The sequence below is a fragment of the Maribacter antarcticus DSM 21422 genome (genome assembly GCF_000621125.1).
Classification (GTDB): Bacteria; Bacteroidota; Bacteroidia; order Flavobacteriales; family Flavobacteriaceae; genus Maribacter; species Maribacter antarcticus.
The window spans coordinates 1,044,724-1,058,439 of record NZ_KK211214.1 but is presented as its reverse complement, the minus strand read 5'-3'; the positions used below and the strand labels follow the sequence as shown (position 1 = coordinate 1,058,439).

At 35.8% G+C, this 13,716-nt stretch carries 10 protein-coding genes; 1 reads left to right on the top strand and 9 read right to left on the bottom strand.

The genetic code is table 11. From position 1 onward, the window contains the following. Nucleotides 1-74: 74 nt before the first annotated feature. Entirely contained in the window at nt 75-977 is a 903-nt protein-coding gene (locus tag Q360_RS0121100; RefSeq protein WP_036196358.1) for an Abi family protein, read from the top strand. Nucleotides 978-1,332: 355 nt separating this feature from the next. Here the strand turns inward: Q360_RS0121100 and Q360_RS0121095 are convergent, their stop codons facing one another. The 9 genes from Q360_RS0121095 to uca form a co-directional block, all read right to left on the bottom strand. Then, nucleotides 1,333-2,271 (bottom strand): hypothetical protein, encoded by a 939-nt coding sequence (locus Q360_RS0121095; protein WP_027078850.1) that lies wholly within the window; start codon nt 2,269-2,271, stop codon nt 1,333-1,335. A 73-nt stretch (nt 2,272-2,344) separates the two neighbouring features. Further along, a complete protein-coding gene (locus Q360_RS0121090) occupies nt 2,345-3,553 on the bottom strand; it encodes a hypothetical protein (RefSeq protein WP_036196357.1) in 1,209 nt (402 codons plus the stop codon). A 25-nt stretch (nt 3,554-3,578) separates the two neighbouring features. Continuing rightward, nucleotides 3,579-4,397 carry a hypothetical protein gene (locus tag Q360_RS24165; protein ID WP_211251611.1) on the bottom strand — a complete coding sequence of 273 codons (819 nt, stop codon included), beginning with the start codon at nt 4,395-4,397 and terminating at the stop codon, nt 3,579-3,581. 27 nt (nt 4,398-4,424) lie between these two features. After that, complete coding sequence (locus Q360_RS0121080; RefSeq protein ID WP_027078848.1) at nt 4,425-4,655, bottom strand: branched-chain amino acid transport system II carrier protein; 231 nt, start codon at nt 4,653-4,655, stop codon at nt 4,425-4,427. 61 nt (nt 4,656-4,716) lie between these two features. Continuing rightward, entirely contained in the window at nt 4,717-7,452 is a 2,736-nt protein-coding gene (locus tag Q360_RS24160) for a WD40/YVTN/BNR-like repeat-containing protein (protein WP_051554851.1), read from the bottom strand. A 2-nt stretch (nt 7,453-7,454) separates the two neighbouring features. Then, entirely contained in the window at nt 7,455-7,625 is a 171-nt protein-coding gene (locus Q360_RS0121070) for a hypothetical protein (protein WP_156950211.1), read from the bottom strand. Nucleotides 7,626-7,902: 277 nt separating this feature from the next. Continuing rightward, nucleotides 7,903-8,241, bottom strand: a complete 339-nt coding sequence (locus Q360_RS0121065; RefSeq protein WP_027078846.1) for an SUMF1/EgtB/PvdO family nonheme iron enzyme — start codon at nt 8,239-8,241, stop codon at nt 7,903-7,905. 66 nt (nt 8,242-8,307) lie between these two features. Then, on the bottom strand, nt 8,308-10,104 hold the full coding sequence (gene atzF / locus Q360_RS0121060; RefSeq protein WP_027078845.1) for an allophanate hydrolase: 1,797 nt from the start codon (nt 10,102-10,104) through the stop codon (nt 8,308-8,310). 1 nt (nt 10,105) lies between these two features. Next, nucleotides 10,106-13,705: an urea carboxylase gene (uca, locus tag Q360_RS0121055; protein ID WP_027078844.1), complete on the bottom strand. Its 3,600-nt coding sequence runs from the start codon at nt 13,703-13,705 to the stop codon at nt 10,106-10,108. Between the last annotated feature and the right edge of the window lie 11 nt (nt 13,706-13,716).

The window sequence follows — 13,716 nt, the reverse complement described above, 5'->3', positions numbered from 1 at the left end:
CTATATCTTTGATGTAACAGAACTCGCCACGCTTCCTCTCAGCGCACCCAGGCGGGTCTTTTTTTTATATTAAATTGAAAAAGACAGAGTACCCAAAAAAAATAATAAATCTAGATGAACAAATTGCACGTTTAAGAAACCGTGGTTTAATAATCAACGACGATGACATCGCAAAACAATATCTTAAAAACATTAGCTATTTTAGGCTTCAAGGATATTGGTGGGAATTTCAAACGGACAAACAAAACCATAAATTTAAAGAGGGTACAAATTTTACAGATGTAATAAACCTATATACGTTTGATAGAAAATTAAAACTTTTATTATTTGATATAATAGAGCGTGTTGAAATAGCATTGAGAACCAAACTCGTCTATTATCCATCGATAGAACTCGGACAATGGTGGTTCGAAGACTTAAAAAGTTTTCACTCCAAAGATTTTTTCAATGAATCAGTAAGAGAAATTGATAAAGAACTTTTAAGAACAAAAGAAGTTTTTGTGGAAAAACATTATGAAAAATATGGATCAACAAATAGACCGCCAGCTTACAAAACATTAGAGGTTGTATCTTTTGGCTGTTTGTCTAAAATATATAGTAATCTTAGAAATGATATAGTTTGTAAGAACAGGATTGCTTCCGAATTTGATTTACCTAATAGCAATTTTTTAAAAAGTTGGTTGTTAGCATTCAATACAACGCGAAATATTATTGCTCACCATAGTCGCTTATGGAACAGAAAACTTCACTTACCACCAAAAATACTAGGGAAACCAAATTCAAACTTTGTAAGTCCACCAGCGGACCCACGTTCTATGTATTATCTGATTTCATGTTTACTATATGTTCTTAATAAAGTATCTCCTGGTCATAGTCAAAAGGAGAAATTAAAAATCTTATTTAAAGAGAATGATTTTGTGGATAAACAAGAAATGGGATTCCCGGAGAACTGGGAGGAAAATCTTTTGTGGTTATAACTTATCGCAGCTATCCAATTTCTTCACAACATCTTCTCAACCAATAAGATAGCGAACTATACCTAACACAAGGATAATATATAAATAGTTAGCACTAAATCAGGACTATGATTGCCTTAGGTGGTCACTAAGTGCAAATATAAAACCCCGGCCAGGTCACTTAATCGGAGACCATCCGAGACCAAAACCTTGCTAATCTTATGATTAGCAAGATTTTTTTATTTTTAGGTAATCATATGAAATGATATGTTCTTCTCCGAAGGTTAAAGTTTTTCTTGATGATTTAAAGCTGTTACAAATCCTGAAAAGGAAATAAAATAAATATCTGTGAATTTACCAATTCACCGAAGCTTTATTAATTATATTTTCTAAATTTCTCAAGCGATTCCATTGATGGCGATTTCATAAATTTATTTACCGTAGTTTCTACCAAATTATATCCATCAGGCAACTTTTCTAATAATTTTTTTTTATTATCAATATTCCACTCTTCCTCTTCCAAATTACCGTACGGCTCTTGCAAATCCCAATACGTACTGATTAACCAATACGAGAATTCTTGAACAATTATACGTTGATACACTTCTTTTTCATCCCTCATATCTCCATAGCCACTAATATCATATAAGCCTAACTCAACAGCTTTATTCATAACTTTTGTTACTTCAGAGTCGGCATCGGTAAAACTCCATTCTTTTGGCAAATTTAAATGTAAACCTATACTTGTTACATAATGTAGCAGGTGTTCAACAACTTCCATGGTTTGCCTACCTGTACCATCTTTGTACATAATAATATCGCATATACTATAGTCATTTGATAAAGTCTCCATGCTTTGCTCAAAATCGTCTCCAAGAGATTCATATCTTCCTTTTAATACAGGTATCAAACTTTTGTATTGAAGCATAGTACTTAATACTTGTTGTTGTTGTTTTAGGTCTAATAATGAATCTTGTGGGAACATTTGATGGAATGTAAGTGCTACTTCTTTTACAAATTCATCAGGAACGCCGTCCATCATTACAAATAACGTTCCGTAGGTTTCCATTTTTTTCGGGAAGCCTTTTACATCAAAATCCGTTATGACAACTGTAGAATCTTCAAGATCTACTGTTTCATCGGTAAATGATGTTTTAGGCAAAAAACCTCCTATTTTATCTTCTTCTTCACTAATTTCTTCTATTTCAACTTCTTCTTTTGAAGTATCTGTCTTTGCATTTTTACAACCAAATGTAGTAAAGAGCACTACAAGGGAAACATAGCTTATATTTCTAATTTGTTTTGAAAATTTCATGTTTTTAGTTTTTCTAATTAAACTCGTTTAAACTTTTTGGATTAGCAAAAAAACTAACAAAGCTCATTAACTATTATAAATCAACAGATTTATCTGCAAATTGTAGTTTCTCGATATTTCGCAATGTATTTTGTCCGTTTCGAGTCTGGGTATTATCTTTTACGGTAGTCATCCCAGCTTTTGTTAGAATTTCATATTCGTAGGAATTACCAGGAAAAAAAACGGTATTGATTCCTTCGTTACCGGTAATATCATTATCCAGTTGGTTTACTAGAACATTCGTATCATTATTTCCTAATAAAGTAATATCTTTTAAATATCTGGCGTGATGTGTATAGGGTATAGATTCATCAAATTTTAAGGAGAAAACACCCTTAAATTCACTATCAATTCTTGCATTATAGGTTATATACGGATGAAAAAATTTATTGTTCATCAATTCATAAGCCATTGCATCTTTGGTTTTTATAGCATCCCTAACTTTAGCAACATACAAACCACCCATTCCTGCATTTTCGTCAAAAGCTCCCCATAAACCATAGTAAACATCAATTACAGCTGCCAAGTATTCTTGAGATAAGCTATTTTCTTCAGCAAGTTCTTCGATCCAATCTTTTGCTCTTTCGTTATCTGCCCATAATTTATTGGCTAGACCGTTTACTTGTGCGGCCCGTATTTCTTTTTGAAGTTCAGGAGCAGCTCCAGGCATTGTATTCGGACCATCAACACCAATACCATTATCATGTACAAAATGTAAAATCTCTTCGTAAGCGGCATCTCTATGTTCATAATTTTGATTGGTATACCAAGAATGTCCTTCTACCTGAATTTCATTTTTAAATAAAGATTGCGCGTTTACCCTAACCTCAGTTTTACCATCATCCTGCCCATTCATTAAAGCTAATACAGCATTATTTTCTGCCATTTTATTGGCAATAGCACTTTTATCATTGCCATATTTAGAGCCTGGGTAATCTTTTAAAAAATGCTCTAAAATACCTCGACAGCGCACAGCTTGCCCATCGGTAATATCATCTTGAATAACGATATGAATGGGTTTGCCATTTGGTGCAAGCACCTTGGTATATCTTTCAAAGTTTTTGGTATACTCCTTCCCTAAAATTTCCGGTACTGTTTCTATACCCAATTCTTGATTAAAAATATTTTCTATTCCTGACGTAGTGTTAGTTGTTACTTTAGATACTTTCACTTTTTTTAAGCCACAACTTGTAACTAAAAGTAATGCTAAAACGAGTATTTTATTGCTTATGCTATTTTTCATCCCTCTTAATTTAAAGGTTATTAAATTATTTTAGTCCGAAATACTTGATATTTTTTGCATGTTTATAATTTCCATCAGGCCATATATGGATGGGATATATATAGGCGTTGGATTCAAATAGTTCTAGTATTCCTGGTAATTTTTCTTTTAGCTCCATTCTTGTTTTTACACGCATTTCATCTGAAAATAAATCAGCTTGAGAATCTAAATAAGCGGCAGTTGCCAAATAAACGAATTCGGTAGTTTTACAAGCATCATCACAGGTTGGGTCATCGTAGGCATAAAAACCATTGTCATTCGCATACTTCCAAATCTTATAGAGTTTGCTGCCATCACTTTCTTGGTCGCTAAACGTTTTGGGCAACATTTTCTGAAATCCCGCATTCATGATAATATGATGAATTTCTTCTTGTGAAGCATCCCTCCTACTTGGATTGTTGGTTTCTTCTGCCGATAAATCTTGAAGTGCATGTCCCGAAAATTTTGACATAATCTGTAGCATCGGTAACATCGAAAATCCATCTTGAGACATAATGACCACTGCTTTATTTTTAATTAAGGCTTTTTGTAGATTTTTATCATCGATTTGCCCATCTTGATTATTATCGAGCCATTGCGCTGTAACTTCTGCGGCATGTTTTAGTTTTTCGGCAGGTACACCATTAGTACCATAGATAGTAATGGCATAAAAAATAACTGCAGATTTATCGAACATATCTAACGGAGAATTTGATGCTGGGTTCTCTTGACTTTTAAACTCATCTGGAATGATTATTTTTAAAAAAACAAATCCTACCAAGAGCAAAACAATTACTACTAAAACTATTTTTTTTATAAATCTCATTTTCTTTATTTTTATGAAAAGCCAACATTATGCCCAATATAAACAGCGATGAGCCCCAATGGTCCATTGAGTTCTGGCATGTGCCAAGACAGCTAATATTGGGGTTATGACCGCTGAAATTAAAAACTCAAGAGTAACTAACCAACAATCATTTCCAGCATTAAAACCTAAGAAAGGGGGGAGAATTAATTTCCCCACACCAAAAATACTTACGAAAATCGCAAACTCTATGGCGCTTGCTTCCTTAATTCTATTCATTTTATATACTATGAGGTGTTTTCAATTTCCTTCATTTAGTGCGCTCGTATTTTGAATAGGGTTACTCATCGTACCACTTATCCTCTAAGATTGTTACATTCCTACTGAATGTTATTCCATTAGCAGATAATACCACCTTGTACTCCCCTGGTTTTACCCGTGTATATTTAAAATCTATATCTGTAAGCCCTGGTTTAAAATGAACACGAGTCCGCATTGACCGCCCGTATCTATCTACCTCTTCGCCTTCTTCAGGAAAAATTTCAACCGTATCATAATAATCGAAAAACTCTTCTTCTTCGGTCAACATTTTTTGTTCTTCTTTCCATACTTCTATTTCTTCTAAGGTTCTTAGCATGCGTTTAGTCATTCCCCATTGCACACAATTGACACCTGTATTATTTGTTCCTATTAGTTCATTAATTGACTTATCGCCATCATAAATTGTTAGTTTCACTTCTCCTTTAATTGGAGTTTTTAAATAATAATTTATCATAACTCCAAACGGCTCATTCTCTCCAGTAAAATTCTGTGCACTTACCGAAGCTTGACTTGTCATCCTCCATTGAACTTTGGCTTCAATGTCAAATAAATGAACTTCCTCATTTAAAACTTCAGGTGTCAGTTCTTGTAAAGGAGAAATATCAGCAATAAAAATACTTCGGCCATGCGTACCCACAATCAAATCATTTTCACGAGGGTGAATCACCAAATCATGCACAGCAATCGTTGGCATATTATTCTCCATTTTAGACCAAAATTTACCACTGTTAAAACTAGCATACACCGCTTTATCTGTTCCTATAAATAAAAGATTTGGGTTTTTAGAATCTTCTTTGATAACATTGATAGATTCATTGGGTAAATTCGATGAAATAGAAATCCATGTTTTTCCATAATTAGTAGTTTTATAAATAAAAGGTCTGAAATCATCTCTCCGTAAACCCGAATACGTAACATAAGCTGTCCCTGCATGATGATGTGATGTGGATACACGAGTAACCCAATATTCTGGATTACCAATGATTTTTATTTTTTTCCAGTTTTTACCACCGTCAGTTGTAATATGAACATTGCCATTATCTGTACCAGCCCAAATAACACCTTCTTTAACTGGGGATTCATCTAGTGTTGTCAATGTGCCATAAACAAAAGGTCCAAAGCCTTTTTTGTTTATGTCGAATTCTGTTAAATCTAGACTAATATCTTGCCAAGTATCACCTCTATCTGCAGAGCGTATTACTTTTTGCGCTCCAACATATAAGGTTTTACTATTATGTGGTGAAATCAATATAGGAGTATTCCAATTAAAACGAAGGTTCTGGGTATCATCTCCAACAATGGTTTTTCTTGCGCCAGTTTTTTGGTTAATGCGGGTAATATGTCCGAATTGCGAGCTCGAATACAACCACCTACTATCCGTTGGGTCAACTATATTATAAAAACCATCTCCGCCATTTACATGTTCCCAGTCTTCAAAACGAATAGGAAAACGCCCCTTTTTTGTACTGGGTCCTTTCCATGAACCAAAATCCTGAGTACCACCATAAACGTTATAAGGATACTCCATATCCACGCCAATAGCATAAAATTGACCCATAGGCAATTCGTCTGGGTGATACCAGTTCTTACCTGTATCATAGGTAATAGCCATTCCATAGTCATAGCCCATCATCATGTGTTTCGAATTTTTTGGGTTTATCCAAAGCACATGATTGTCTCCTCCATACTGTATGTATTGTTTCCAAGTTTTACCGCCGTCATAAGATTCCTGTACTAACTCACTCAGTACATAAATATGCTGATCATCATTTGGATCAATAATAATCTGTCCATAATAATTGGAACGATTACCAATACTCTCAGTAGCTGCGCTCACTTGTTTCCATGATGTTCCAGCATTGTCACTTCTATAAATAACATGGGTACTAGTATTATCTTGTTGCTCATCTATAGTGGCATATAAAACTTTCGGGTTCTTATGAAAAATATCGAATCCAATCTTCCCTAAGTTCGTATTTGGCAATCCAGTAGTTAATTTTTTCCAAGATTTTCCAGCATCAACTGATTTGTATATCGCACTACCTGTACCTCCTGTTTTAAACGACCAAGGTGTACGCAAACGGTCATAGGTAACTGCATACAACACGTCAGGATTATTAGTATCCATTTTAATTTCGGTCGCACCAATATCTCGCCCATCAATGTTTACCGCTAATGATTTTGTCCAAGTTTTTCCTCCATCAATAGTTTTATAAATGCCTCGTTCAGGGTTTTCGGAATAATAGTGTCCTTGCGCCGCTACGTAAACAATATCAGGGTTGGTGGGATGAATCAGAACCCTACCAATGTGGTGCGATTCAGGAAGTCCCATATGCTGCCAAGTTTTTGCCCCATCAGTAGATTTGTACACGCCATTGCCATAGTAGGTACTATTTCTTAGGTTGGCTTCGCCACTACCTACCCAAACGATATTATCATTAGAAGGAGCGATTGCCAAATCACCGACCGATGCAATATCTTCATTATCAAAAACCGTGTAAAAGGTATTACCGTTATTTTCAGTTTTCCAGATACCCCCGGGGCCGGCTGCGACATAAAACAGAAAAGGATTTTGGGGGGAAACCGCGAAGGCCACAACACGACCCCCTTGTCGGGTAGGCCCAATTTGGCGAAAATGAACGTTTTCAATTAATGATTCAACACTAGGTTGTGCAATCAATACAAAAGGAAACATTAGGTACAAGAAAAAAGCCAAGACCTTTTTATTATAAAAATATGTTGATTTTATTTTCATTATTACATTGGTCTTTTTGTGTAGAATATGGCAATTCTAAAAACAGAATGGTCATCTGAATTATCGTGCTCAAAAGCTTGTCTAGCGTCTGATCGAATATTATGCCCCATGTTTATTTCATTGGGTTTAGAATTAAATCTTCCTGCTGAAGCTGACCACAATCCGCCTTTCATTAATTTAATATTATTTTCTTCTAAATATATAGAGTTTGAAACCTCATCCTTAATATAATTATACACCCATTATCTAACATTACCAACCAAATCTAATGCCCCTATTGGCGATTTTCCTTATAGAAAAACACCTATTGGTGAAGTAATAGGGTAACCGTCATCTACTCCAAAATGTACTAGTGCTTCCTCTGGACCAAAAAAATATTTATTAAAACTTTCGTCAGCATAATTTGCTCTAGTACCATAAGGTAACCTGTTACCCCAAGGCTATGTGCACTCATCCTTTCCTATTGCAGTATATTCCCATTTTGCTTCGGTAGGTAACGTGAAATTTAATCCTGTTTTTTTTAGATACCCACTTGGTATATACTATACAATCCAGCCAAGTTATATTGACTACAGGATATTGGTCATTAGTAGTTATCTCAGGGAGTCTTGCGATGGTATTTTTCTTGAAAGCATTTTTCCAATTATATCCAAATTTTGTCTCGAATTCTCGTATTTTAACTTCACAAACCCAAGGCACTTTATTTCCTTCTTTTAAAACTTCTGTTTTATAATCGTTTTTATTTACAAAGGTCCTGGACTGGACAATGGCACCTGCAATATTGCACATAATAGTTTTTGAATCAAAACATGGAAATAATTTAATTCTCTAAAAAAGAAGTATAAAATATCTGATTTAATTGTTTAAACCGTCAATATAAGATTCCCAACTCTTAAGATGCGTTATATCAAGTGCTTCTGGAATAGCGTAAGACTCACAAATAAAACTAGTCTCCCAGCTGTTGTCAATTAACTCAATTTTTCCAATACCCAATGGTACAGGTATATTTGCTACAAATGAACCTAAATATTCAACTGGTAGCGACCAAACTTCAACATCAATTGAATCACCTGAAACATCCCTAATTAAACCAGGACGGTGTGGTGGGCCACCAGCAAGTGCATAAAATCGATAACATGCCGCCGTTTTGGTCTTTTTCACCAAAAAACCACCTCTTTCAGTAAGCTGCCAATTAAGCGGAAAGCCATTTAAATGCGCTCCACAAACAACAATATTTACCCGCCCATTATTTCCTTTCTCCAGAGCATATTCAGGAAAGATTGTATGTGTTGCACCAAGCGTCAACCCACTATTCTTTTGATAATACTGCGCAAATGATAATAAATTTTTGTCTTGGAATTTGTCAGCAAAAAAAGTAACTCCAAACGGTAATCCTACATTATTAAAACTTGAAGGAACAGCAACAGCAGAATAATCTAAAAGATTCATGAAATTTGTATAATACCCGAGCTGCGAATTCTTTTTTATTGGCTCGGATTCAATTTCCGCCAGACTATAATGACCTGGTGCTGATGGTGTAATTATCATATCAACATAATTTAATTCTATATCGGCTGCGACTTTATATTTTTTTAGTAGATACTCAGAATTAAAAGCATCTATAGCGTTATAGTTAGCTCCTTGTGAAATAATAGTTTTTGTAACATCAAGCATATCGTTGAGGTAGTCTGACGTTGCTATATAACGCTCTGCAACCCACGGACCTTCATAGAGTAATTTGGCTGCACTGATAAAGGCAGTAAAATCAATAACTTTTGTCCTAACACCAAACTTTTGCAACGTAGCAACAGCTGCTTCATATTGATTAATCGTATCCTCATCGCCAAATGTTTCCATCTGGTTCTTTGCAAGAACTCCAATTACTGGCATGTCTTTTAAATTTCCAAAGATTTGATGATTAATAGCAAATGGAAAGTGGCGACTGTACTCATCTTTAGAATCTGGTACAGATACGACATCAAAAACTTTCGCAACGTCATGAGGCGTAGAAGCAAAAATACTTACGCAGTCCAAACTACGACAAGCAGGTACAACACCATGTGTACTAATCAAACCTTTACTTGGTTTTAACCCGACTATGTTATTCAATGCTGCTGGGATACGCCCGGAGCCAGCTGTATCGGTACCCAATGAAAAACTAACGAGGCCTAAAGAAACCGCTAGACCTGAGCCAGCACTTGAGCCACCAGAAATATAGTCCTTATTAAAAGCATTTCTGCATGCACCCCATTTTTCTGGCGAACGCGTTCCAACAAGACCAGTTGCAAATTGGTCTAAATTGGTTTTTCCAATTGGGATAGCCCCTGCTTTAATTAACAAATCTACTACGGTTGCAGATTTTTCTGGAATTCTGGCAAATGATTCACAACCTGCCGTAGTTGGTATCCCTTTAAGATCTATATTGTCTTTTATTGCAAACGGAATTCCATAAAGCGGTAGTTCATCTATAGAACAATCTTTTAGCCTTTCTAGATAAGGTTTAATCTCCTGTTCATTTAGACAATAGGTCCAAATATTGTAGTCTTCGTAATTTTTAATGGCTTCTTGGATTTGTTTTACAACTACTTCAGGTGTTACACTACCTTCGCGATACCCTAACAAAAGCGCATTTATTAATACATTATTTTCCATTTTATTTATGTTTTTCTAGAATCAAAATGTCTTGTCCTACTTTTACGTCCTCTCCTGGTTGTTTAAGTATTTTTTTTATAATTCCTGGTTCTTCTGCGAGTATATGAAATTCCATCTTCATGGATTCTAATGTCATAAGAGCATCCCCTACAAGCACAGTTTGTCCTATGCTTATTTCTATTTTCAATATACTCGCTGAAATGGGACCCTGTATAGCAAATTCGTTTTCAGCAAGTTGCTCTTCCTCTCCCTGCTGTATATCGTTTTTGTTGGTTACAAAATTAATTTGACCACTTTCTACCCATCTTTCCAATTCCTGATCAAAAGCATGATTTCTAGATTGCTGAAACACCTTAACCTCATCATCAATTTTAGATAGAAACTCTTGATGCTCTGCCAGAGAAAATTCAATATCTTCTACTTTGAGCTTATAGTTTCCTTTAGGAAAATCTCTTCGAATAATACTTAACTCTTCATTAGAAACTTCATAGAACCGTATTTGATCGAAAAATCTTAATAACCAAGGCAATTTAAAATCTTTGGTTTGATGGTAACGATTCCACATCTGTAGTGTTCTCCCAATAAATTGATAGCCCCCTGGCCCTTCCATCCCATATACACATAAATAAGAACCTCCAATTCCTACCGAGTTTTCTGCTGTCCAGGTTCTAGCCGGGTTGTACTTAGTTGTTACTAAACGATGTCTCGGATCAATTGGCGTAGCTACTGGTGCACCCAAGTAGACATCACCTAACCCCATAACCAAATAACTAGCTTCGAAAACAATACGTTTAACTTTATCAACAGAATCTAATCCATTAATACGTCTTATAAATTCAATATTGTCTGGACACCAAGGTGCATCTTTACGAACAGACTGAATATATTTTTCTACAGCCATCTGGCATACGGTATCATTCCAGCTTATTGGTAAATGAACAATTCTTGCAGGCACCTTAATCTGATCAAGGTTTTTAAGTGAAGACTCTGCTTCTTTAAGAAAATCGAGTAATTTTTTAACTGAAATTTTTAATGGATTATAGTGCACCTGAAGTGATCTAATGCCAGGTGTAAGCTCTAGAATTCCTTCAAAAGATGTCTTTTCTAACGTAAGCATCATCGCATGAACCCTAAATCTTAGATTAATATCTAATACCATAGGACCATATTCAATTAAAACAAAAGCATCTCCACAAACTCGATAACCAATTTCTACACCATACGTTTGTTTATCAATCTTTTCTAGAATAGGTGACTCAGGAGCTTTTACCGAAAGTTCTTTCTCTTTAATTTTAAATAGTTTAATCTGTTCCGCCTGTTCCATAAAAACGTCTACCGCATCTTCAATAGCAACGGGCACAAACCTAATCTTGTCGCCTGCCTTTAACTGTCCAAGCTTCCATAAATCTGCTTGTATAACAGTAGCTGGACAAACAAAACCACCCAAAGATGGTCCATCGGGACCGAGGATTACTGGCATATCCCCAGTAAAATCTACAGTTCCAATAGCATACGCATTATCATGTATATTTGAAGGGTGCATACCCGCCTCACCGCCATCAGTTCTTGCCCATTCTGGTTTTGGCCCAATCAATCGAACACCTGTTCTGCTGGAATTATAGTGGACTTCCCAGGTGTTTTTAAAAAAGGTTTCAATATCTTCTTTTGTGAAAAAATCAGGAGCTCCGTGAGGTCCATAAATTACCCTCAATTTCCATTGATTTAAAATTTGGGGACGATCTTTTGGCGAGATTGTTGTTTCTAGAAGAATTTGTTCTTCTGGTTTAATTTTTAGTACGTCTCCTATTTGTAGTTGCCTTCCAGCATGGCCTCCAAATTGTCCAAGCGTAAAGGTAGATTTCGATCCCAAATATTCTGGGCAATTAATACCAGACTTAATTAAACAATAAGCACGCATACCAAAAGGGGCTACTTGACCTAATTTTAATATTTGTCCCGGAGAAATTTGAGTCGTTGTCCAACATGCTATTTTTTTACCATCTAAACTGGCATTTATTTCTGCACCCGTTAAAACGATTTGAGTAGCTACATTAAATTTTAATGTAGGCCCATTTGCAGTTATTTCAAGTCCAGCCGTATCCTCAGGATTACCTAACAATTCATTACCCAATCTAAAACTTAAACTATCATAAGGCCCGGATGGTGGTACACCTACATTCCAATATCCAGTCCTACCGGGGTAATCCTGAATGGTAGTAAACGTTCCAGGTTTAATGATATCGATAGTATTAGGACTATATTTAAACTTATTGAGATACTGGGTGTAAATCTTTCCTTTTTGGAAAATATCTTCGGCTAGAATAGTTTTTAAATAATCTATATTGGTTTCAATACCATAAAGCGTAGTATCACGCAATACATTTTGTAATTGAACAATGGCAGTTGCACGATCTTTTGCATGTACAATTACTTTTGCGATTAAAGGATCATAATAACTTGGCACCTCTATTCCTGATTCCACCCAAGTATCAATTCGTCCATTCTCTATAGTTGGAAATTGCACATTAGTAAGTAATCCTGCACTCGGTTGAAAATTCTTTCCTGGTGACTCCGCATATATTCTAACCTGAAGCGCATGACCTTTTGAACCATGCATCTTTTCTAATTTTTCTAGAGAAGGCAACGTTCCTGCTCCAAGTTGGACCATCCATTCTACCAAGTCCATTCCAAATATGTATTCTGTAACTCCATGCTCTACTTGCAGTCGGGTGTTCATCTCGAGAAAATAAAATTTTTCATCCGATTGATCAAAGATAAACTCAACTGTACCTGCATTTTGATAGTTTACCGAGGAAGCCAACTGCACTGCTGTGGCATATAATTGCAACCTTACAGTTTCCGAAAGATTAGTTGCAGGTGCCTCTTCAACCACCTTTTGATTTCTACGCTGTGCCGAACAATCTCGCTCACCCAATGCTATTACTTTTCCTTTTCCATCCCCAAAAACCTGTACTTCAATGTGCCTTGCTCTGGCTACGAATTTTTCGAGAAATACGCCTGCATTAGAAAAACTGTTCTTTCCTTGGCTTTTTACTTTTTCATAGTTATCGTGAAGTTCTTGGGCTGAATGGCAAATTTCCATGCCGATACCACCTCCGCCAGCCGTGCTTTTTAATATAATGGGGTAACCTATTTGGTCAGCTAGCATTTTCGCTTCTTCAAGGGAAGTAAGTAATGCTGTTCCAGGAAGTAAAGGAACCTTTGCCTTTGTTGCAAGAGCTCTAGCTTCATGCTTTAGTCCAAATACCCTCATTTGCTCGGGAGTAGGACCTAAAAACACTATGCCTTCCGTTTTACACAATTCAGCAAATTCTGTATTTTCGCTAAGAAAACCATATCCCGGGTGAATAGCACCAGCACCCGAACTTTTAGCAATGGCTATTAACTTTTGCTGATCAAGATATGTAGCTCTCGCTGGGCCACTCCCAAGAAGATAAGATTCATCTGCCAAATCAACATGAAGACTATTTCTGTCTTCTTCAGAAAAAACTACTACGGCTTTTACACCGAGCTTCTTTAAAGTCCTAATAATACGCACTGCAATAGCACCTCTATTGGCAATTAATACCTTTTTAAACATTTATATTTTTT

What these genes read in the sequence shown, in the direction of transcription:
- Q360_RS0121095 (WP_027078850.1), bottom strand. Translation starts at nt 2,271, where the DNA reads ATGAAATTTTCAAAACAAATTAGAAATATAAGCTATGTTTCCCTTGTA.
- Q360_RS0121090 (WP_036196357.1), bottom strand. Translation starts at nt 3,553, where the DNA reads ATGAAAAATAGCATAAGCAATAAAATACTCGTTTTAGCATTACTTTTA.
- Q360_RS24165 (WP_211251611.1), bottom strand. Translation starts at nt 4,397, where the DNA reads ATGAGATTTATAAAAAAAATAGTTTTAGTAGTAATTGTTTTGCTCTTG.
- Q360_RS0121080 (WP_027078848.1), bottom strand. Translation starts at nt 4,655, where the DNA reads ATGAATAGAATTAAGGAAGCAAGCGCCATAGAGTTTGCGATTTTCGTA.
- Q360_RS24160 (WP_051554851.1), bottom strand. Translation starts at nt 7,452, where the DNA reads ATGAAAATAAAATCAACATATTTTTATAATAAAAAGGTCTTGGCTTTT.
- Q360_RS0121070 (WP_156950211.1), bottom strand. Translation starts at nt 7,625, where the DNA reads ATGAAAGGCGGATTGTGGTCAGCTTCAGCAGGAAGATTTAATTCTAAA.
- Q360_RS0121065 (WP_027078846.1), bottom strand. Translation starts at nt 8,241, where the DNA reads ATGTGCAATATTGCAGGTGCCATTGTCCAGTCCAGGACCTTTGTAAAT.
- atzF (WP_027078845.1), bottom strand. Translation starts at nt 10,104, where the DNA reads ATGGAAAATAATGTATTAATAAATGCGCTTTTGTTAGGGTATCGCGAA.
- uca (WP_027078844.1), bottom strand. Translation starts at nt 13,705, where the DNA reads ATGTTTAAAAAGGTATTAATTGCCAATAGAGGTGCTATTGCAGTGCGT.